This is a genomic window from Mucisphaera sp., from assembly GCF_965279675.1.
In the GTDB taxonomy this organism is placed as follows: Bacteria; Planctomycetota; Phycisphaerae; order Phycisphaerales; family Phycisphaeraceae; genus Mucisphaera.
In genome coordinates this window covers 2,266,302-2,286,889 of the sequence record NZ_CBDIIJ010000002.1, presented here as the reverse complement: position 1 = coordinate 2,286,889, position 20,588 = coordinate 2,266,302, and the positions used below count along the sequence as shown (strand labels likewise).

The following is a 20,588-nucleotide window of genomic DNA, read 5'->3' as shown; positions in this document are numbered from 1 at the left end:
CCGGTTTCCGGGGTTGCTTGAGGAACTGCTGGATGTCTGAGTTGGTGCATGTGTTTGGTGAGACGCCTGAGTCGCTTGCGGAGCGTTTTGTGGCGTGGGGGCTGCCGGGGTATCGGGCGAAGCAGGTGCTGGGGTGGGTGTATGGGAAGGGTGTGTCTAATCTGCCGGCGATGACGGATCTGGGGAAGGGGGATCGGGAAGTGCTGGGTCGGAAGCTGGTGTTTGAGCGGGGGATGCTGGTACGGCATCAGCGGGCGACGGATGGGGTGCAGAAGCTATTAGTTGAGTGGTCCCCCCCTACTGCCCCACCCAGTGCCCCCCGCATGGATGCAGAGGTTGCTGAGGTGGGTGGTTCGTTGTCGCTGCCGGTGGCTGGAAGTGGGGGTGGGGGGTTGCAGACGGAGTGCGTGATGATTCCGTCGGAGAATGAGGGTGGGGGGATGCGGAAGACGGCGTGTATTTCGTCGCAGGCGGGGTGTCCGGTGGGGTGTCGGTTTTGTGCGTCGGGGATGGAGGGGCTGGAGGGGAATCTGACAACGGGTCAGATCGTGGAGCAGGTTTGGCGGCTGGGTGTGCTGCCTGGGGTGGGTCGGATCAGCAACGTGGTGTTTATGGGGATGGGGGAGCCGCTCGCGAATCTGCCGGCGGTGACGGGGGCGATTCGGACGCTTAGTGCGGAGTGGGGGTTGGGGATCGGGGCACGGCGGATCACGGTGTCGACGGTGGGGTTGCCGGCGCAGATTCGTCGGTTGGCGGCTTTGGATCTGCCGATCACGCTGGCGATCAGCCTGCATGCGCCAAATGATGCGTTGCGGCGGGAGTTGATTCCGTGGGCGGAGTATGTGACGGTGGATCAGCTGATTGAGGCGGGTCGGTTTTTCTTTGAGAAGACGGGGCGGGAGGTGACGCTTGAGTACATCCTGCTGGGTGGGGTGAATGATCGGCAGGAGCATGCGCGGGAGTTGGCGCGGGTGGCAAAGCGGCTGCGGAGCAACGTGAATCTGATCCGGTACAACGAGGTGGAGAGCCTGCCTTATGAACGGCCTGAGAAGGGTGATGTGCTGGGGTTTCAGCGGGTGCTGCGTGAGGCGGGGTTGAACGTGCACATCCGGGCGTCGCGGGGGCGGGACATTGCGGCGGCGTGCGGGCAGCTGAAGTATGAGGCGGCGGGGAAGGGGTAAGGGTGGTTTTCGGTTTACGGGTTTGATGGGGTCGGCTAAGGTGTTGGGTTCTTAGGCCCTGTAGCTCAGCTGGATAGAGCGGCTGCCTCCGGAGCAGCAGGTCAGAGGTTCGAATCCTCTCAGGGTCAATTCGACTCTTGTCTCATGGCGATTTGGTTCTATGACCAAGCAACAACGAGTATGGGTGCTGCGAGCTTTATTGTTTGTTGGCACGCTCGTCTCTCTCTGGTTTGTGCCATGGCCTATGGTTTTGGCATGGATGCCTCCCCTGCCAGCTACGGTTCAAGAACAGGTCGATCGATCGCTTGATTATGGCTTTGATGGGGTGGTCGTATATGTGGATGAAGCGGGTCAGGCGCCGCGAGTCTTCACGGCGGGTTGGCATGATCGAGAGCTTGCGATTCCTGCAAGAGGTGATGCGTTTTTCAAGATTGCGAGCATCAGCAAGCTCTATGACGCCGTAGCGATCACCAAACTGGTGAGTGATGAGCGTATCTCGCTCGATGATACGCTCGCCTCACATTTTCCTGAGCTTACGGGGAGGATTGAATATGCGGACCGGATCACGCTGAGGCAGATGGTCCAGCACCGTAGTGGTATTCCCAACTTTACGGATGCTCCTGGCTTCTGGGCGAACCCACCAGAGAGTGCGGAGGCGGCTTTGGCATTGGCACTCGATCAGCCCGCGTTATTTGAGCCTGGGGAGGGGTATTCCTATTCGAATACGAACTACTTTCTTCTATCCGAGTTGATCAAGAGAATTACGGGGCATGATAAGCACTATTTCATCGAGGAAAGGGTGCTTGATCCGCTAGGTCTCTCATCGACTCATGGTTCGATGCATGATGTCGATCCAGATGATCTGATGAGTGGTTACTACGTGGGTTTCGACGAGGATCTGAAAGCGAATGAAGACGGCTCGATGGTGGCAACGGCTTCAGATGTGGCTGTCTTTCTGCGAGCTCTTAATGACGGATCGGTTTTTGATGAGGGCGAGCAGGAGGTCTACTCATCGATCTACGTGTACAACCACACCGGCCTGATTCCGGGTTATCAGAGTATCGCGAGGTACCATGCGGATATCGACACGGTTGTGGTTCAGTTTGTTAGCACAACGAACTTCAGTGGGTATACGTGGGGGCTGTCCGAGCTCAGCTACGATCGGATCATCGGCATCGTTAAGCGGTCTCGTGCTGACTAGGATCGCATCAGGTGTTGTTTAATCATCATTAGGAGGCTGGGGCATGAGGCGGTTGCTGGTGAAATCGGGGAGTGTGTCGGATTCTGCGATGACTTTTATGCGGGAGCGGTTGGGTTCGGGGGTGATGGAGGTGGCGGATTTTGAGGCGTTGCGGGGGACGGCGGAGCTGGCGGAGGCGGAGATGGTGGTGGGGTCGCTGCCTAAGGAACTGATCGGGGAGGCGGGGTGTTTGAAGTGGTTGCAGATGGGGTCGGCGGGGGTGAATTCGTGGATTCCGTTCGTGCCTGAGTCGGTGATTCTGACGACGGCGGTGGGTGTGTTTGATGAGGTGGTGGCGGATCACGTGTTTGCGTTGTTGCTTGGGTTGACGCGTGGGATGGGGGAGGCGCGGGATCATCAGCGTGAGGGACGTTGGCGGGGTGTGGGGCGGAAGCTGGAATTGGCGGGGAAGACGACGGGGATTCTGGGGTATGGGAGCATTGGGCGTGGGGTGGCGCGGCGGGCGAAGGCGTTTGGGATGCGGGTGGTTGGGCTTCGGCGTCGGCCTGAGGCGGATGGGTTGGCGGATGAGGTTGTGGGGATGGAGGATCTGGATCGGGTGCTTGAGCGGAGTCAGGTGCTGGTGGTGATTCTGCCTGGGACGGAGCACACGCGTGGGCTTCTGGATGAGCGGGCGCTGGGGTTGCTGCCTGAGGGGGCGCTGGTGGTGAACGTGGGGCGGGGTTCGGCGATTCGGACGGAGGCGTTGATTGGGGCGCTGGAGAGCGGGCGGCTGGGAGGAGCGGGGCTGGATGTGACGGACCCGGAACCGCTGCCTGACGGGCATGCGTTGTGGGGTGCACCGAACACGCTGATCACGGCGCACTATGGCGGGCAGACGGGGGCTTATCCGGAGAAGTTTGGGGAGCTGGTGGTCTACAACCTTGGTTGTTATCTGGAGGGGCGGGTGGGGGCGATGCGGAATCGGGTGGATCGGGTTTGGGGGTATTGAGGGGGATGAGTAGTCGTTGAGGTATATGCCAAAAAAACCGCCCCTTGTGGGGCGGTTGTGGAGGCTTAGGTTGGCTGGGGGTTGGGGTCAGCTTTTGTTGGAGGTGTCTTCGCCGAGGAGTTGGGCGACGAGTCGGGATTCGCCGACGGTGGTGCCGATCTCTTCGGGGGCTTCGGCGCCGGCGGCTTCGGCGATGGCGGCTGCGGCTTCGATTTCCTCTTCGTGGGAGAGGAGTTCGGAGGCGGGCGGCTCGGCGAGTTTGACGACGGTGAGGTTCTGGTAGTCCTTGAAGCCGGTGCCGACGGGGATGAGATGTCCGAGCAGGACGTTTTCCTTGAGTCCCTGGAGGTCGTCGGTCTTTCCTGCGAGGGCGGCTTCGGTGAGGACCTTGGTGGTTTCCTGGAAGGAAGCGCCTGAGAGGAAGGACTCGGACTGGAGGGAGGCCTTGGTGATGCCGAGGAGGAGTGTCTTGCCCATGGCGGGCTTGCACTTGGTGGCCTTGGCGGTGGCTTTGCCATCGGCTTCGAGCTGGGCGTTGATTTCCTTGAGCTCGGCCTTGGTGACCTTGGCTCCGATGGGGAGTTGGGAGTCGCCTGGGTCTTTGATCTTGCCCATGGCGGCGACGGACTCGTTGGCTTCGCGGAAGCGCCACTTGTCGATGACCTCGTTGGGGAGGACCTTGGTGTCGCCTGGGTTGTCGATGCGGACCTTGCGGAGCATCTGGTTGATGATGATCTCGATGTGCTTGTCGTTGATGGGCACGCCCTGAGCGCGGTAGACGTTCTGGACCTCGTTGAGGAGGTAGGAGAAGAGGGCTTCTTCACCCTTGACGCGGAGGATGTCCTGCGGGACGAGGGGGCCTTCGATGAGCTGGTCGCCGGCCTCGACGTAGTCGCCGGTGTGGACGAGCAGGTGTCGGTCCTGGGGGACGTGGTGATCGACTTCGAGCCCGGACTCGGAGCGGATGATCACGGTCATCTTGCCGCGGCGTTTGTCGGAGCGGAGTTCCACGGCGCCGGAGATTTCGGCCATGATGGCTGCGTCTTTGGGCTTGCGAGCCTCGAAGATCTCGGTGACGCGGGGCAGACCGCCGACGATGTCCGCGGTGCCGGTAGCTTCGCGGGGCTGTCGGGCGAGCATGTGTCCTGCGGTGACGACATCGCCCTCCTTGACGTCGATACGTGCCTTGGCGGGCAGGTAGTGGAAGTCGAGGATCTTGCCGTCGTTGTCTTCGATGACGATGCGGGGGTGGAGTTCGCCCTTGTGTTCGATGACGACGAGTCCGGCGGCGCCGGCGCCCTTGGCCGAGGTTTTCTCGGGTCGGACGGTTTCGCCTTCGATGATGTCTTCGTAGCGGACTTTGCCGCCCTTCTCGGCGAGGATGGTGGTTCGGTGGGGGTCCCAGCTGACGAGGAGGGTGCCCTTCTTGACCTTGTCGCCTGGCTTGACGTGGATGTAGGAGCCGTACTGGAGTTTGAACTTCTCGAGTTCGCGGCCCTTGTCGTCGAGGACGGCGACTTCGCCGTTGCGTTTGAGGGCGACGAGGAGTTCGTCGCCGTCTTCGTTGGTGGTGGTGACCTCGTTGGCATCGCGGATTTCGATGGTTCCGGCCTGGTTGGCGACGTTGGACGTCTCGACGGCGGAGGTGGTGGCGACGCCACCGGTGTGGAAGGTCCGCATCGTCAGCTGGGTGCCGGGCTCGCCGATGGATTCGGCGGCGATGATGCCGACGGCGAGCCCGCGTTCGACGGTCTTGCCGGTGGACATGTCGATGCCGTAGCACGTGGAGCAGATGCCTTCGCGGGCCTCACAGGTGAGGGGCGAGCGGACGTTGACGGTGTCGATGCCGAGGGCCTCGATCTTGCGGGCGATTTCCTCGGTGATGTTCTGGTTTTCCTCGACGATGAGTTCGTCGGTGATGGGGTTTCGGATGGTTTCGCGGGCGGATCGTCCGACGACCTGATCGCGGAGCGGGATGTCGATTTCCTCGCCCTTGTAGAGGGCTCGTTTGGTGATGCCGTTGCGGGTGCCGCAGTCGTTCTGGGTGATGAACATGTTCTGGGCGACGTCGCAGAGCTTGCGGGTGAGGTAGCCGGAGTCGGCGGTCTTGAGGGCGGTGTCGGCCAGACCCTTACGGGCGCCGTGTGTCGAGGAGAAGTACTCGAGGACGGAGAGGCCTTCACGGGCGTTGGCGCGGATGGGGGTCTCGATGATTTCGCCTGAGGGCTTGGCCATGAGACCACGCATGCCGGCGAGCTGCTGGAGCTGGCCGATCTTGCCGCGGGCGCCGGATTCGACTTCGACCCATGCTGGGTTGAGGTAGATCTGGCCGGCGGGGTCGTCGATGGAGACGTGACGGCCTTCTTCGTCGCGGCGGTCGCGTTTCATTTCTTCGACGACCTGCTTGGTGATCTCTTCGCGGCAGTGCGTCCAGAGGTCAACGAGCTGGTTGTAGCGTTCGCGCTCGGTGAGGGCACCGGCGTTGTAGGCCTTTTCGACGCGGTCGACCTTCTTCTGGGTGGCGTCGAGGATGTCCTGCTTGCGCTCGGGGATGCGGAGGTCGGTGATGGCGAGGGAGAGGCCGGCGGTGGTCGCTGAGCGGAAGCCCATGGACTTCATGGCATCGAGCAGGTCGATGGTGGCGGGGCGGCCGTTGCTGGCGTAGGTCTCGTCGATCACGCGGCTGCAGCCACGCTTGCCGAGTGCGCAGTTGTAGTAGGGCATCTGGTCGGCGAGCATCTCGTTGAAGATGAGTCGGCCGACGGAGGTGACGATGCGGTTGGTTTCGGGGAGGGGTTCTGGCTGGTCTTTCTCGTTAGTGACCTGGCCGGTGTATCGCTCGGGGTCGAGGCGTACGACGATGGGATCGTGGAGAGTGATCTTCCGGAGGTCGTAGGCCATGAAGGCTTCGGCTTCGTTTCGGAAGTCGGGGATGTTGCGCATGATCTCGACCTGCTCATCGGAGAGGTTTCCGGAGCGGGTGACGAGTTCGTGGATGATCTCTTCGGAGAGCGTATCGGGCATCAGGGTCATGTAGTAGATGCCGTAGACGATGTCCTGGCCGGCGGAGATGATGGGGCCGCCGTGTGCGGGGGAGAAGATGTTGTGCGGGGAGAGCATGAGGATGTGGGCTTCGGCCTGGGCCTCGACGGAGAGGGGCAGGTGAACGGCCATCTGGTCACCGTCGAAGTCGGCGTTGAAGCCGGAGCAGACGAGCGGGTGGATGCGGATGGCGTTGCCCTCGACGAGGACGGGTTCGAAGGCCTGGATACCCATGCGGTGCAGGGTTGGGGCGCGGTTGAGGAGCACCGGGTGCTGGTCGATGACTTCCTCGAGGATGTCCCAGACTTCGGGGTCGCGGCGCTCGAGCATTTTCTTGGCGGACTTGATGGTGTCGACCAGTCCGTGCTCTTTGAGCTTGCGGATGATGAAGGGCTGGTAGAGCTCGAGTGCGATCTTTTTGGGGAGACCGCACTGGTGGAGCTTGAGTTCGGGTCCGACGACGATGACGGAACGCGCGGAGTAGTCGACGCGTTTGCCGAGGAGGTTTTCGCGGAAGCGACCCTGCTTGCCCTTGATCATGTCGGTGAGTGACTTGAGTGGGCGGTTGGAAGAGCCGAGGACGGGTCGGCGGCAGCGGCCGTTGTCGAAGAGGGCATCGACGGACTGCTGGAGCATTCGCTTCTCGTTGCGGATGATGACCTCGGGGGCGTTGAGGTCCATCAGCTTCTTGAGGCGGTTGTTGCGGTTGATGATCCGGCGGTAGAGGTCGTTGAGGTCGGAGGTGGCGAAGTTGCCGGAGTCGAGGAGGACGAGGGGGCGGAGGTCGGGCGGGATGACGGGGGTGACATCCATGACCATCCAGCTGGGGTCGTTCTCGGAGTGGCGGATCTGCTCGACGATCTTGAGTCGTTTGGAGAGGTCCTTGATCTTCTGCTTGGATTTGGTCGCGTTGAGTTCTTCACGGAGTTCGGCGGCGAGGGGTCCGAGGTCGAGTCGGGCGAGGAGTTCCTTGATGGCTTCGGCGCCCATCATGGCGGTGAAGCCGCGGCCGTACTCGGAGATGGCGTGGCGGTAGTCGTCCTCGGTGAGGATCTGCTTTTCCTTGAGGGGGGTGTCGCCCGGCTCGACAACGACGTAGTCCTGGAAGTAGATGACCTTCTCGAGGTCGGACGTCTTCATGCCCAGGAGGTTGCCGAGGTGTGAGGGGATGGCCTTGAAGAACCAGATGTGGATGATAGGGGCGGCGAGGTTGATATGGCCCATACGTTTGCGGCGGACGCGGGAGTGGGTGACTTTGACGCCACAGCGGTCGCAGATGATGCCTTTGAACTTGGTGCCTTTGTACTTGCCGCAGGCGCATTCGTAGTCGCGTTCCGGGCCGAAGATGCGTTCACAGAACAGGCCGTCCTTTTCGGGGCGGTAGGTTCTGTAGTTGATGGTCTCGGGCTTCTTGACTTCGCCGAACGACCACGAGCGGATGTCGTTGGGGCTGGCGAGGTTGATTTTGACCTTGGAGAAGTCGTTAACGCGATCGAAGAGTTGTTCAGCCATGTTCTGAGACGCTCCGTGAGGTTTGAGCGTGAAAGTTTCGGTCCGTGTGGTGACGTTTCGGGCGTTGCGGTGTTAGAGGATGGCCGCGATGCCGTCGACGTCGTCTTTTTCGAGTGTGATGTTCAGACCCAGTCCCTTGACCTCGTTGCAGAGGACGTCGAAGGCGACGGGCATGCCGGCTTCGAGGGTGTTGGTGCCCTTGACCATGGACTCGTAGATTTTGGTTCGTCCTTCGACGTCGTCGCTCTTGACGGTGAGCAATTCCTGAAGGATGTAGGCGGCGCCGTAGGCTTCGAGGGCCCAGACTTCCATCTCCCCGAAGCGTTGCCCGCCGGTGCGGGCTTTGCCGCCGAGGGGCTGCTGTGTGATGAGGGAGTAGGGTCCGGTGGCCCGGGCGTGGATTTTGTCGTCGACCAGGTGGTGGAGCTTGATGAGGTACATGTAGCCCACGGTGGTTCGCTGGTCGAAGGGTTCGCCCGTGCGTCCGTCATAGAGTTGGATCTTGTAGTTGGGCGGCATCTTGGCGAGCAGTTCGCGGTCGCCCGGGTGCTTTTTGTCTTCCTCGAGGGCTCGCGTGCGTTCGTCGACGTGGGCGTTGGCCTCGTCGATGGCAGCGGCGATTTCCTCTTCGGTGGCCCCATCGAAGACGGGGGTGACGGCCTGGAAGCCGAGGACGGCACAGGCCCAGCCGAGGTGGGTTTCGAGGATCTGCCCGACGTTCATGCGCTTGCCGACGCCGAGGGGGTTGAGCAGGACGTCGACGGGGGTTCCGTCGTCGAGGAAGGGCATATCTTCAACGGGGACGATGCGGGAGATGACACCCTTGTTGCCGTGTCGTCCGGCCATCTTGTCGCCGACGGAGAGGGCTCGCTTGGTGGCCAAGTAGATCTTGACCATTTCGAGGACGCCGGAGGGCAGTTCGTCGCCACGCTTCATGTGTGCGAGGCGGCGCTGCTTTTCTTTTTCGATGGCGGCGATTCGTGGCCAGAAGGCTTCATAGGCCTTGATGGCTTCTTCGCGGGTTTCCTTGGAGCCCTTGATCCACTTGCTGTCGAAGTCGTTGATCTGTTCGAGGACAACTTCTGTTATATCGGAGGCACCGACTTTCTGGCGTGTGGAGGGGTCGACCATGGGGGTGCCGGTGATTTCGTTGACCTGATCGACCATCTGGCGGAACAGTTCAGCGGCCCGGGCGTCCATTTCGGCTTCGTACTCGCGCATCTCGCGGCGGAGCTGTTTTTTCTGCTCTTCGTTGAGGTGCATGCGTCGGCTGAAGCGTTTGGCTCCGATGACGATGCCTTCGGTGCCGGCGGGCACTTCGAGCGAGTCGTTCTTCACGTCTTCGCCGGCTCGGCCGAAGATGGCGTGGAGGAGTTTTTCTTCGGGGGTCAGTTCGGACTTGCTCTTGGGCGAGACCTTGCCGACGAGGATGTCGCCTGGCTTGACGTAGGAGCCGATGCTGATGATGCCCTGATCGTCGAGCTTGCCGAGCATCTTCTCGGAGACGTTGGGGATGTCGCGGGTGAACTCTTCGCGGCCGAGCTTGGTCTCGCGGATTTCGACATCGAACTCCTCGATGTGGATCGAGGTGAAGGTGTCTTCGGTGACGAGTCGTTCGGAGATGACGATGGCGTCTTCGAAGTTGTAGCCGTCGAAGGTGTTGAAGGCGACGAGGACGTTCTTGCCGAGTGCGAGTTCGCCCTTCTGGGTGGCGGCGCCGTCGGCGATGATCTGGTCTTTCTCGACGTGCTCGCCGAGGGAGACCGTGGGCTTCTGGTTCTGGCAGGTGCGTTCGTTGAGGCCGGAGAACTTGCGGAGGATGTACTCGTCGGCATTATCGACAACGATCCGCTGGGCATCGACGTAGGTGACGATGCCGGGGTTCTTGGCCCGGACGACCATGCCGGAGTACTTGGGGATTTCCTTTTCCATGCCGGTGCCGACGCAGGGCGGCTGGACTTTGATGAGGGGGACGGCCTGCCGCTGCATGTTGGAGCCCATGAGGGCGCGGTTGGCGTCGTCGTGCTCGAGGAAGGGGATCATGGCGGCGGAGACGCCGACGATCTGCTTGGGGCTGATGTCGACATAGTCGAGCTGGTTGGAGGCGACCTGTGCGAGGTCGCCATCGACGCGGGCGAGGACCTGGCCCTTGTTGAGCTTGCCGGCGGTGTCGAGGCAGTCGGCGGGGCCGAGGGTGAGTTTCATTTCCTCGTCGGCGCGGAGGTAGGTGACGCCATCGATAACCTTGCCGTTTTCGACCTTGCGGTAGGGCGTGAGGAGGAAGCCGTACTCGTCGATCTGGGAGTAGATGCCGAGTGAGCAGATGAGGCCGATGTTGGTGCCTTCGGGCGTCTCGATGGGACAGACACGGCCGTAGTGGCTGATGTGGACGTCGCGGACTTCGAAGCCGGCGCGTTTGCGGTTGAGACCGCCCGGGCCGAGGGCAGAGAGCCGTCGTTCGTGGGTGAGCTGCGAGAGCGGGTTGGTCTGGTCGACGACCTGCGAGAGCTCGCCCCGGCCGAAGAAGTGCTCGACGGCGGAGCTGATGGACTTGGAGTTGATGAGATCGGCGACCTTGGCGAGTTCGTCCGGGTCCTTGACGGACATGCGTTCCTGGACGGTGCGGCGGAGCTTGAGGAAGCCCTTGCGGAGCTCCTCGATGGCCAGTTCGTCGAGGGTGCGGAGCCGGCGGTTGCCGAGGTGGTCGATGTCGTCGATGTGGGCCTTGTTGCGGCTCGAGCGGAGGTCGAGCATGTAGCCGATGACTTTGAGGAAGTCTTCGGCGCGGAGGGCCATTTCCTCTTCGGGGACTTCGAGATCGAACTTGCGGTTGATGCGGAAGCGTCCGACCTTGCCGAGGCGGTAGCGGTTTTCGTCGAAGAATTTTTCGGCGAAGAGCTGGCGGGCCTTCTCGACCTGCGGCGGGTTGCCAGGGCGGAGTCGGGCGTAGAGGGCGAGGAGTGCGGCCTCGTGCTCGTTGACCTTCATGCCCTCGAGGTCAACCTGTTTTTCGTCGGCGAGGGTGTTGAGGATGAGCATGTCGCCCGGGTTGGGGATGACTAGGACGGTCTTGAGGGCGGAGCCGATGATGCGGTCGACGTTCTCGCCGATCTGGGCACCGACGGGCACGAGTTCTTCGCCGGTGTCGGTGTCGACGATGGGTGCGGCGGAGTAGTACTCGGGGCGGAGGTCAACGACCTTGACCTCGGCGACGTCGTAGAAGAGTCGGAGGAGGGTTTCGGTGGCGGAGTAGTCCTCATCGATCGCGCGTAGGAAGGTTGTCGCGGGGATCTTGGTGGACTGGTCGATGCGCATCTGGAGGACGTCCTTTTTGGACACCTCGAGTTCGATCCAGGAGCCGCGCTCGGGGATGATGCGTGCTGAGTGGAGGGGGCGGTCGGCCTCGGCTGAGGCGATGGAGAAATCGACGCCCGGCGACCGGTGAAGCTGGTTCACGATGACGCGTTCGGCGCCGTTGATGATGTACTCGCCGCCACCCATGAGAACGGGGATTTCGCCGAGGTAGATTTCTTCCTCGGGGATCTCGGGCACGTCCTTGCGGACCAGACGGACGCCGATGCGGAACGGCATGCCGTAGGTCAGGCGGAGCTCTTTACATTCCTGCGGGGTGTAGCGGGGCTCGTCGAGTTTGTAGTAGAGGTACTCGAGTTGCATGTTCCCGTCGTAGGAGACGATGGGGAACACCTCTCGGAGGAGGGACTCGAGTCCTTCCTGTGCATCTCGCTGGTCGAAGGGTTTATCGAGTTGGATAAACCTTTCGTATGCCTTGATTTGCACCTCGACAAGGTGAGGGATGGGAAGCGCGTCGCCGCGCTTTGCGAAGTTGCGCACGGAGGTCATCTGAAGCATCGAGGCCCTCGATCTTCGGGTAGAGTGATATAGGATGGACAGGGTTGCAGCCGGGTCGCGATCATAGCCCTTCCACGCCGAACGAAGTAGTGTAGTGAAGACTGTAGCAGGTTGCAAGCGGACGGGTTGAAAGTTTGGTTGGGCCGTGGGTTATCGGGCTTGGTGGCAGCGGCTCGGATTGGATGAAAACCCCCGTAGGAATTGTCTGCGGTGCGGCTAAGGTTATGTGGGACGGCAGAGGGTTTTGTGTGTAGGATGCGGGCTTGTCCCCGGAAACGAGATGACTTTATGGAACGCAGGCGTTTTCGTCTGAATCGAACGCAGACTTCGGCTCCGCCACGCACTGAGCGTGCGTCGATGCCGCGGTATCCGATGTTGTTAGGCGAGCCGTCGCCTTCGCTGGCGAAGATTAAGCGGATGACGGTTCCGGAGCTTCAGAAGAAGATTTCGAGTCTTCAGGCGGATCAGCCGCCTTTGCATGCGAAGCTGGAGAAGCTTCGGGCTAAAGATCCGATTCCGGCCGAGCTGCTGAAGGAGACGGAGGGGCACCTGAAGCGTCTGGAGACGCTTGAGGGTCTGGCTAAGGAGCAGCTTGCTAAGCTCTTGGCTGAGCGAGAGTTGCGCTAAGCACCCCTTTACCCCCCCTGCTTCCAGACTTTGAATACATGATTTTGAACCGCGGCCAGCCGTTGCTTATGTCAGCTGCGCTCCTGATGGTGTTGAAAGATCTTCGTGACTCAGGGCTGAGGTTGCTGGTTGAGGGCTCGGCGGAGCATCCAGCGCATGCGGAGGTCGTGGTAGGCGGCTTTCCAGATGGAGGGGCCGACGCCTTCGGCTGGCTCGCCGTCGGTGTTGACGAGGGTGTAGGGGACGGCGGTTTCGAGATCGATTTGGTGGTTCTGGTACCAGTCGAGGATGGGAACGGCGCGATCGATCGGCCAGGCCTGGCGTTCGGCTCCGAAGGCGACGGCGGCGAGGTATTCGGCCTGGACCCACCAGACCGCCCTGCTGGGTTGCACGATTCTTTCGGCTGGCGATTTCGGGGTCTCTTGTGATTGAGCGTGGACGGCGGTGGGGATGAAGGTGGTGGCGAAGCGGTCGGCGTGGCGGAGGTAGGTATCGATTATGGCCAGGTTGGGTGTGCGGCCGAGGCGTTCGTCGGTTTCGGCGAGGAGCCAGGCGGCTTCGACGTTGTGGCCGAGGGAGAGGATGCGGGGTTCGTCGGGGACGTGCTGGCCGTCGGGGAGGGTCCACTCGGCAGCGTCTTCGGGGTTCAGGGGGTAGATGTACGTGGTGAGGATGTCGTGGGCGCGGGCGACCATGTCGCGGGCGAGGGGGTCGTTGGGTCGGGCGAGGAGGTATTCGTTGAGGGCTTCGAGGAGGTGGAGGATGGCGTTGGCGGATCGGTAAGGTGGGCGGGCGATGCCGCCTAGGCCTTCGGCGTCTTCCTGGGTCAGGATGGGGGTGCCATCGGGTTCGGCGAGTTCGTGCCAGCTGATGGCGGTGGGATCGTGGAGGTGTTCTTCGATCCAGTGGAGGAGGTGGCGGGCCTGGTTGAGGGGCTCGGGGTCGTTGGCGGCTCGGGCGTAGGCTGAATAGGCGTAGATGGTGAAGGCGAGGCTGTAGAGGTCGCGGCCGGACTCGATGGTTTCGCCAGCGGGGGTGACGGACCAGGGGTGGGTGTGGGTGGTGGGGTCGCGGAGGTTTTGATTGAGGTAGCGGTAGCCGTGTCTGGCGGCGGCGAGGTAGTCGCGGTCGGGGGTGGAGTGGCCTTCGAGGTGGGCGGTGGCGAAGGTCCAGACGAGTCGGGCCTGGCTGAGGGTGAGGCGTTTGGTTTCGGGGAGGTTGGGGGCGGTGGTGTTGTAGCCGCCTTGGTGGTGATCAATGGTCTCGTGCCAGAAGGCGAGGGTGCGGTCGATGCTTGCGGTGATCGCTTGAGCGTTGGGGTCTTGGGGCACGGTGGTTGTGTTTGGGGTTGGGGTGGGCGCGGTGTGGGTGCAGGCGGTGAGGCAGGCCAAGGCGAGGAGGCTTAGCAGGAGCCCTGGGTGCATGGGGGGATTATGTCAGAGGTGGCGAGGGCGTGTAGGGGTGGCGGCGAGAGCGAGGAGGATGAGGGCGGCGGTGGGTTCGGGGATGGTGTTGGTGTTGCCGAAGTTAGAGGCGAGGAGCGAGAGGTCGATGAGGTCGACGGTGTTGTCCCCGTTGAAGCTGCCGCCCGCCCAGCCTGCTGTTGCTCCAAAGTTTGAGGCCAGCGCTGAGAGATCGATCAGATCGACCGTCCCATCGAGGTTGGCGTCGCCGAGAAGGGCTGCGGTCACGAGGATGCTGGTCGAGGTGTAGGTGACTGCAAGGCCCGCGCCGCTGGGCAGGCCCGGGCCGGAGACGCCCGAGACGTGATCGAAGGTGTCGACGACAGCGGCGGCGGTGATGATCTCGAAGGCGTCGCCGAGGTCGGGTGTGAAACCGTTGATCAGGGCGAGGTCGAGGGTGCCGCCTATGTCCGCGGTTGCGCTGTGAACCACACGATCGAAGGAACCGGGCGAGGTGCCGCCGAGTTCGATCTCGAGGGTGCCCAGGTAGCTGACCGAGCCGCGATAGACGGTGGCGGGGCTGAAGCCGGGGGCGTCGGTGCCGGTGATGACGACGTTGTCGAGGGTGCCGACGCCCTTGACGTATCCGGTGAGCGTGATGGGGTTGGTCGGTGCGTCGCCGATGATGTTGCCGTTGTTGATGAAGGGCTTGAAGGGGTCATTGGGTGTCAGGACAGTGCCGTGGCCGACGAGGTTGCGGCCGAATCCGAGGGTGATGCCGTTCTGAGCGATGACGACGCCGGCGGCGCCCGCGCCGTCGCCCAGGGTGCTGAGCGAGCCGAGGACGGCGTCGTTGCTGTCGTTGAGGGTGATGGTGTTGGCTTTGATGTCGAGTTCGCCGTCAAGGAAAACACCGGCGGGGTTGGTTGCGTCGCCGATTGCGAGGCCGCCGGTGAGGCTGATGATCGAGCCGGTGCTGGAGGCGAGGCGGCCCTGGAGATTGCCCTGCCCGAAGAAGGCGGCGCCAGCGGGGAGTTGGAAGCCGTTGTCGGCGACGACGCGGCTGCCCGGTTCGGTGGCGACGTTGGCGTTACCGAGGGTGAAGAAGCCGGCCTTCCTGAGCGTGACGGTGTTTGGCCCGACGTTGAGGGTGCCCCCGATGGACACCCCGTTGAAGTCGGAGGCGTCGCCAAGGGTTAGGTCGCCTTTGGCGGTGACGTCGGTCTGGGTGGTGAAGACCGCTTCGACGTTGCCGGAACCGTTGAGTGGGAGGTTGCCGAAGTCGACGACACCGGCCCCGAGGGTCCCGCCGTTCATGGCGATGGCGTAGCCGCCCATTTCAGGGTTCAGCGTCTGCGCGCCGAAGTCGGCGGTGCCTCGGACGTCGAGCGCAGCGAAGGTCGCCGTGCCATTCTGCGACACATCCAGCGTCCCGCCGGCCCACACAGTGATCGTATCGCCCGCCGACAACTCGCCGCCATTAGTCACAGTCACTTGAGAGCTGCCACCCGACCCGGACTTCGTGCCACCAATGAAGATGTCGTCCGCCGCAGACAGCCTGCTACCAGCGTTTGTCACGAGCACCGTGTGCGTCCCCGCCCCGACATCCCCTATCACAATGTCGGCATTGGGTGAGCCGTTGAAGGTCGGGATGGACGTGGGGCCCTCGAATAAATCAAAACCCTCGACCCCCGCCCCCACTTCGCTGCCTTGCGAGACCGTCAGGCTAGCTGAAACGTCGTCGGCGAGGACCAGATCACCTTCGAGATCCCAACCGCCGTTAGCGCCGGCGAAAAAGGTCGATGCCGTAAACCCGTCCGAGTTAGCTCCGCTGCCAATCGCTCCCGCACCTGACGTAACCGGTACCTCGCTGGCGCCGGTCAGCATCCCACCTCCGTTTCCACCCACACTCAGCGTTCCCGCGACGAACAGACGCCGGCTCAGCGAGCCTGAGAAGCTCGACCCAAGCCGAGCGTTAACGCTCCCGTCGATGGGGAGGTCACCGGCCAGGGACAGGATGCCCGCGCCGCCGGTGAACTGCACCAGACCCGTCCCCGCGAGGGACCCCGCTCGCACCGAACCGTTCCCCAGGAGCAGATTCGACGCCAGTTGCACTGTCCCCGCGTCCAGCTTCTCGTTCGTGGCGACCGTGTTGGCCGTGTCCCACGTCAGCGTGTTCGCCACTTCCAGACGTGCCCGATCGAACGACGACGCTCCGCGATCAAAAGCGCCCTTGACCGTGGCCGTGCTCGCCGTGATGAACCCGTCAATCGCCACCCGCCCTGTCGTGTCGATGAGCAGATGGTTCGTCACATCCGCAGAGTACCTGCCCAACGACCGGGTCGAACTCAGGAACTCACCGGACACCCCCGTCCCGGACGCACTGCCCACCGTGAGGTCCGTCGCGACCAGGCTCTCCGGCGGCAACGACCCGTCGGCCCCTACGATGTCCAAGACGATCCGACCCGACGAAGCCCCTCCGCCGACCGTGACTGTCCCAGCTGTCAGCACGCCCGGTACGCCGATCGCCAGCTCGGCAGTGCCCCCGAACCCCGAACCCACGTTGATGACATTCGCTTGTGCGAGGCCTCGCCACGACGCGGAACCCACCGTCAAGCGCGGGCTCGTTCCGAATCCCGCGACCGTGAGCGTCTCTGTGATGGTCAGGTCGGTGAAGCCACCGCCTCCGAAGCCGAACAGCGTGACGTCGCCGTTAGTCACCGTCAGGTTGCGAGTGAACATGTCGGTCACACCCGGTCCTAAGGCGTATGTCGAAGCGTTGTTGAACACAACATCGTCCGCTGCTGTCGGCACGCCGGCTGGCGACCAGTCCGAGGCCGTGCTCCAGACCCCGCTGCCCGACACGTCGATGAAGTAGCGCTCCGCAGCCTTGCAGGGTGTGGCCAAGGCCAGGGCCAGGCTTATTGTCGCACTTGTGGCAAAGTATGACCCGAGCGCGGTTTTCTTGATGAGACTGATTGACCCTTTACGCATTCTGCCTCCTCCAACGTAGAGCACCTGGTGAAGCCGTACTTTGACGCCATAGCTGTCTCAGTACGCTCATCTCGAGCCTATTGACTGCTCGGAGACATCATGGCTTCTCCAGAGATAAATGTACGATCATGCACCTCTAGCGTACCTGTGGAGACTACACAGGAACAGAGTTTTCCTGGTTCCAGTCACATTCTTGGTCGAGAGGTCAATCGCTCTCAGATCACCGAGTCGTTTTTGGATAGGCCGAGAGCGGGGCGGACGTCGACCTGGACGAGTTTTTCGTCCTGGAGTTTTTTGGCGGTTTCGGGGTCGACGTAGTCGGAGTGGCATGCGGCTTTGCCGTCTTCATCGGCAGTAGGGACGGCCTTCTTGGTTTTGGAGGCGAGTTTGTGGATTTCTTCGGGGGAGAGGACGCCTCGTTGTTCGAGGATCTGGCGTTGTTCGTCGGTGAGGGCGGCGGACTTGATGACCTTCTCGCGCTCGAAGCCTTCGGCTTTGCCTGAGGCCCAGTCCTGGATTTCCTTGGAGATGCGGACGGAGCACCAGTCGTGCCCGCACATGGCGCAGAAGTCGGTGTCGACGTCGAGGTCTTCGTCGTGGTAGGCGCGGGCGGTGTCGGGGTCGAAACTGAGTTCGAAGTGTTTTTCCCAGTTGAGGGCGGCGCGGGCCTTGGTGAGTTCGTCGTCCGGGGTTCGGCTGCCGGGGATGCCGAGGGCGACGTCGGCGGCGTGGGCGGCGATCTTGTAGGCGATGCAGCCTTGCTTGACGTCGTCTTTCTTGGGCAGGCCGAGGTGTTCTTTGGGGGTGACGTAGCAGAGCATGGAGGCGCCGTGGAAGGCGGCGGCGGTGGCTCCGATGCAGGAGGTGATGTGGTCGTAGCCGGGGAAGATGTCGGTGACGAGGGGGCCGAGGACGTAGAAGGGCGCGCCGTGGCAGAGGGTTCGCTGGGCCTTCATGTTGAACTCGATCTGATCGAAGGGGACGTGTCCGGGGCCTTCGACCATGACCTGGACGCCTTGCTTCCAGGCGCGTTCGGTGAGCCTGCCGATTTCGACGAGTTCGGCGAGCTGGAGGGCGTCGGTGGCGTCGGCGAGTCCGCCTGGGCGGCAGCCGTCGCCGATGGAAAAGGTGACATCGTGCTCGCGCATGATCTGGCAGATCTTTTCCCATGCGGTGTTCATGGGGTTTTCGGCGTTGTGGGTGAGCATCCATTTGGCGAGGAGGGACCCGCCCCGGGAGACGAGTCCGATGAGTCGGTTTTTGGCGAGGGGGAGGTGCTCCTTGAGGAGGCCTGCGTGGATGGTGAAGTAGTCGACGCCTTGGCGGGCCTGGTGGGTGACGGTGTCGAGGATCATGGCTTCGTCGAGGTCTTCGATCTTCTTGCCGATGATCATGGAGTAGATGGGGACCGTGCCGATGGGGGTGGTGCTGTTGTGGATGAGGGCTTCGCGGCAGGCGTCGAGGTCGCCGCCTGTTGAGAGGTCCATGACGGTGTCGGCGCCCCAGCGTTCTGCCCAGTGGAGTTTTTCGACTTCCTCATCGGTGCCGGAGGAGACTGGGGAGGCTCCCATGTTGGCGTTGATCTTGGTTTTGCTGGCGCGGCCGATGCACATCGGGTCGAGCTTGTGTTTGAGGTGGGTGGTGTTGGCGGGGATGACCATGCGTCCAGCGGCGACTTCATCCCGGACCTGGGCGGGGGTGAGGTGGGGTTCGCGTTCGGCGACGCGTTGCATCTGCGGGGTGATGGTGCCGAGGCGCGCGTGCTCGAGTTGGGTGATGGGCTGAAAGCCTTCGGGTGCGACAGCGCGGAGGTGGGTGCCGATATCGGTGTGGTTGTGGCCGGCGCAGCCGGTTTGGTGATCGGGGGAGGCTTCGAGGGTCCAGCCGTCGGGGAGGAAGTCCCAGGCGGTTTTGCTTGAGGGAGCGGGCATGCCGGTGGTGTCGCGGGAGGCGAAGGACCAGGGGGTGCCGACGCGGGGCTCGTGGGCGAAGGAGCCGGGGGTGGTGGCGTTGGGTTCGGTGCCGGGGTTGTGGCCAACGGGCGGGAGGGTGCAGTCGGTGTTTTCGAGGCCGGTGGGGTTGTTTGCGGGGTTGTTGTTTGAGCGGATCATGGGAGGCCTCCAGCGAGTCTCGGGCGGAGAGGGCCTGCGTGGTCCGGCGGAGTTGGCATCGCGTGGTTTGAGCTGATCGACGGTTGGGTTTGAGTCGTGTCGATCCGGCTTCGCGAGCGCTTCCCTACGCCGGTGCAAACCGGGTCAGGTTCCAAGGGTGTGTCTCAGCCCGCGTACGTGTCGGGCACCCCTAGCGATGTATTGAGCATAGAGGGGTGGCGCAGACGGTTCAAACGGTATGACCGGAACGGATTGAGCTTTTTGGGGTAGGGGAGGCGTGCGGGGTGGGGTTGATCGGGGCGGGAGATGAGCCGATGCAGATAGTCGGAGGCAGCCGTTATGAGCATACAGCGACGTGGTTTGGGCGGATTCACGCTGGTTGAGATCCTGATTGTGGTTGTGATCATCGGGATTCTGGCGGCGATGGTGATTCCGCAGATGAGTTCGGCGACGGACGAGGCGAAGGCGGGTGCGGCGATGGCGAATCGCCGTGCGATCCACGCGGCGATTCTGAATTACTTCAAGGATCACGCGGAGTATCCGGCGACGATCGAGGCGGAATGGTTTGTGGGCGACAAGCTGCCACCGAATCCCTGGGCGGCGGACTGGGAGGGGGACACGGTGCAGGTGTATGCGGGTAACGATCTGGAGCGGCGGATTCCTGAGTCGAAGACGCTGAATCCGAATACGAACTGGGCGCGGCCGTATTTCTACAACGCGAACACGGGGGATGTTTATCTGCGGGTGCCGGATCAGGGCAACGACGCGGATACGCTGGCGCTGTTCAACAAGATCAACGGTTTGCAGCTGACGGATATCCGTCAGGACATGCCGTAGGTCGGTCTCAGATCATCGCCTTGATGTTCTCGGCGCACTGTTTGGCGGCTTCGAGTTCGTCGAGGGTTTCGTGGCCTTCCTGTTCGACGATGACCCACTGAGCCCTGGCGACGTTTTTGGCGGCGTCGAGGACGGCTTTCCAGTCGGTGGAGCCTTTGCCGACGACGGCTTTGCCGAGTCCGTCGGGGCCTTCGGCTCCGAGTTCGCCGGCGTATTCCTTGAGGTGGAGGGTGGTGCCTCGGCCGGGGAAGGCGGAGATGGTTTTAACGGGGTCGACGCCTCCGGCCTGTCCGTTGCCGGTGTCGTACTGGAGGATGAAGTCTTCGGGGGTGTTCTCGCCGATGATCTGCCAGCAGGTTTTGCCGGAGTCGAAGGGGGTGAACTCGAACCAGTGGTTGTGGTAGCCGGTGCGGCAGCCGTGGGCCTTGAGGGTTTCGGCGATTTTGGCGAAGCGTTCGGCGGTTTTGTAACAGGCGTCCTCGGTGTCGCGCATGGCTTCTTCGATCCAGGGGACGATGAGGTTGGTGCAGCCGACGGCGAGGTGGTCGTCGAGGGTTTTGCTGAGCTGGTCGGATTCGAGCATCTCGGGGCTGACGTGGCTGCCGGCGACGCCAAGGCCGAGGTCATCGACGAGTTTTTTGAGTTCGGTTGGCGCGACGCCATGGAACCCGGCGAACTCGATGCCCTGGTATCCCCATGAGGCGGTTTTCTTGATGGCTTCGACGATGTCCTGCCTGGCGAGTTCACGGATGGAGTAGAGCTGGAGGGCGACGGGGATGGCGGACATCAGTGGGGCTCCGATTCTCGAACGGGTTGTTG

General features: G+C 62.5%; 11 protein-coding genes, 1 tRNA gene and 1 riboswitch. Of the genes, 6 read left to right on the top strand and 6 right to left on the bottom strand.

Annotated elements, in window-relative coordinates:
• The first annotated feature begins 32 nt into the window (after nt 1–32).
• From rlmN to ACQZAB_RS09840, 4 genes are all read left to right on the top strand, one after another.
• On the top strand, nt 33–1,181 hold the full coding sequence (gene rlmN, locus ACQZAB_RS09855) for a 23S rRNA (adenine(2503)-C(2))-methyltransferase RlmN (RefSeq protein ID WP_428389345.1): 1,149 nt from the start codon (nt 33–35) through the stop codon (nt 1,179–1,181).
• Nucleotides 1,182–1,235: 54 nt separating this feature from the next.
• A tRNA-Arg gene (locus ACQZAB_RS09850) sits at nt 1,236–1,309 on the top strand.
• Between the two features lie 32 nt (nt 1,310–1,341).
• Nucleotides 1,342–2,382, top strand: a complete 1,041-nt coding sequence (locus ACQZAB_RS09845; protein WP_428389344.1) for a serine hydrolase domain-containing protein — start codon at nt 1,342–1,344, stop codon at nt 2,380–2,382.
• A 43-nt stretch (nt 2,383–2,425) separates the two neighbouring features.
• Entirely contained in the window at nt 2,426–3,373 is a 948-nt protein-coding gene (locus tag ACQZAB_RS09840; RefSeq protein WP_428389343.1) for a D-2-hydroxyacid dehydrogenase, read from the top strand.
• A gap of 87 nt (nt 3,374–3,460) precedes the next feature.
• On the opposite strand, the gene rpoC is transcribed toward ACQZAB_RS09840, so the two are convergent.
• Together rpoC and rpoB are read right to left on the bottom strand one after the other, a co-directional pair.
• A complete protein-coding gene (rpoC, locus tag ACQZAB_RS09835) occupies nt 3,461–7,927 on the bottom strand; it encodes a DNA-directed RNA polymerase subunit beta' (protein WP_428389342.1) in 4,467 nt (1,488 codons plus the stop codon).
• Between the two features lie 72 nt (nt 7,928–7,999).
• Entirely contained in the window at nt 8,000–11,797 is a 3,798-nt protein-coding gene (gene rpoB / locus ACQZAB_RS09830; protein WP_428389341.1) for a DNA-directed RNA polymerase subunit beta, read from the bottom strand.
• Between the two features lie 288 nt (nt 11,798–12,085).
• Here rpoB and ACQZAB_RS09825 point away from each other — a divergent pair, with 288 nt between their 5' ends.
• Nucleotides 12,086–12,424, top strand: a complete 339-nt coding sequence (locus ACQZAB_RS09825; RefSeq protein WP_428389340.1) for a hypothetical protein — start codon at nt 12,086–12,088, stop codon at nt 12,422–12,424.
• Nucleotides 12,425–12,534: 110 nt separating this feature from the next.
• On the opposite strand, the gene ACQZAB_RS09820 is transcribed toward ACQZAB_RS09825, so the two are convergent.
• The 3 genes from ACQZAB_RS09820 to thiC all read right to left on the bottom strand — a co-directional run bounded on the left by ACQZAB_RS09820 (nt 12,535) and on the right by thiC (nt 18,932).
• A complete protein-coding gene (locus ACQZAB_RS09820) occupies nt 12,535–13,848 on the bottom strand; it encodes an AGE family epimerase/isomerase (RefSeq protein ID WP_428389339.1) in 1,314 nt (437 codons plus the stop codon).
• A gap of 12 nt (nt 13,849–13,860) precedes the next feature.
• Nucleotides 13,861–16,734, bottom strand: a complete 2,874-nt coding sequence (locus ACQZAB_RS09815) for a beta strand repeat-containing protein (protein WP_428389338.1) — start codon at nt 16,732–16,734, stop codon at nt 13,861–13,863.
• 302 nt (nt 16,735–17,036) lie between these two features.
• A complete protein-coding gene (gene thiC, locus ACQZAB_RS09810) occupies nt 17,037–18,932 on the bottom strand; it encodes a phosphomethylpyrimidine synthase ThiC (protein ID WP_428389337.1) in 1,896 nt (631 codons plus the stop codon).
• Between the two features lie 104 nt (nt 18,933–19,036).
• Nucleotides 19,037–19,134: riboswitch (TPP riboswitch) on the bottom strand.
• A 137-nt stretch (nt 19,135–19,271) separates the two neighbouring features.
• On the opposite strand from thiC, the gene ACQZAB_RS09805 reads away from it, so the two are divergent.
• Nucleotides 19,272–19,769: a prepilin-type N-terminal cleavage/methylation domain-containing protein gene (locus ACQZAB_RS09805; RefSeq protein WP_428389336.1), complete on the top strand. Its 498-nt coding sequence runs from the start codon at nt 19,272–19,274 to the stop codon at nt 19,767–19,769.
• Between the two features lie 7 nt (nt 19,770–19,776).
• On the opposite strand, the gene ACQZAB_RS09800 is transcribed toward ACQZAB_RS09805, so the two are convergent.
• On the bottom strand, nt 19,777–20,556 hold the full coding sequence (locus ACQZAB_RS09800; RefSeq protein ID WP_428389335.1) for a sugar phosphate isomerase/epimerase family protein: 780 nt from the start codon (nt 20,554–20,556) through the stop codon (nt 19,777–19,779).
• Between the last annotated feature and the right edge of the window lie 32 nt (nt 20,557–20,588).

What these genes read in the sequence shown, in the direction of transcription:
- ACQZAB_RS09820 (WP_428389339.1), bottom strand. Translation starts at nt 13,848, where the DNA reads ATGCACCCAGGGCTCCTGCTAAGCCTCCTCGCCTTGGCCTGCCTCACC.
- rpoB (WP_428389341.1), bottom strand. Translation starts at nt 11,797, where the DNA reads ATGCTTCAGATGACCTCCGTGCGCAACTTCGCAAAGCGCGGCGACGCG.
- thiC (WP_428389337.1), bottom strand. Translation starts at nt 18,932, where the DNA reads ATGATCCGCTCAAACAACAACCCCGCAAACAACCCCACCGGCCTCGAA.
- ACQZAB_RS09825 (WP_428389340.1), top strand. Translation starts at nt 12,086, where the DNA reads ATGGAACGCAGGCGTTTTCGTCTGAATCGAACGCAGACTTCGGCTCCG.
- rpoC (WP_428389342.1), bottom strand. Translation starts at nt 7,927, where the DNA reads ATGGCTGAACAACTCTTCGATCGCGTTAACGACTTCTCCAAGGTCAAA.
- ACQZAB_RS09840 (WP_428389343.1), top strand. Translation starts at nt 2,426, where the DNA reads ATGAGGCGGTTGCTGGTGAAATCGGGGAGTGTGTCGGATTCTGCGATG.
- rlmN (WP_428389345.1), top strand. Translation starts at nt 33, where the DNA reads ATGTCTGAGTTGGTGCATGTGTTTGGTGAGACGCCTGAGTCGCTTGCG.
- ACQZAB_RS09805 (WP_428389336.1), top strand. Translation starts at nt 19,272, where the DNA reads ATGAGCATACAGCGACGTGGTTTGGGCGGATTCACGCTGGTTGAGATC.
- ACQZAB_RS09845 (WP_428389344.1), top strand. Translation starts at nt 1,342, where the DNA reads ATGACCAAGCAACAACGAGTATGGGTGCTGCGAGCTTTATTGTTTGTT.
- ACQZAB_RS09800 (WP_428389335.1), bottom strand. Translation starts at nt 20,556, where the DNA reads ATGTCCGCCATCCCCGTCGCCCTCCAGCTCTACTCCATCCGTGAACTC.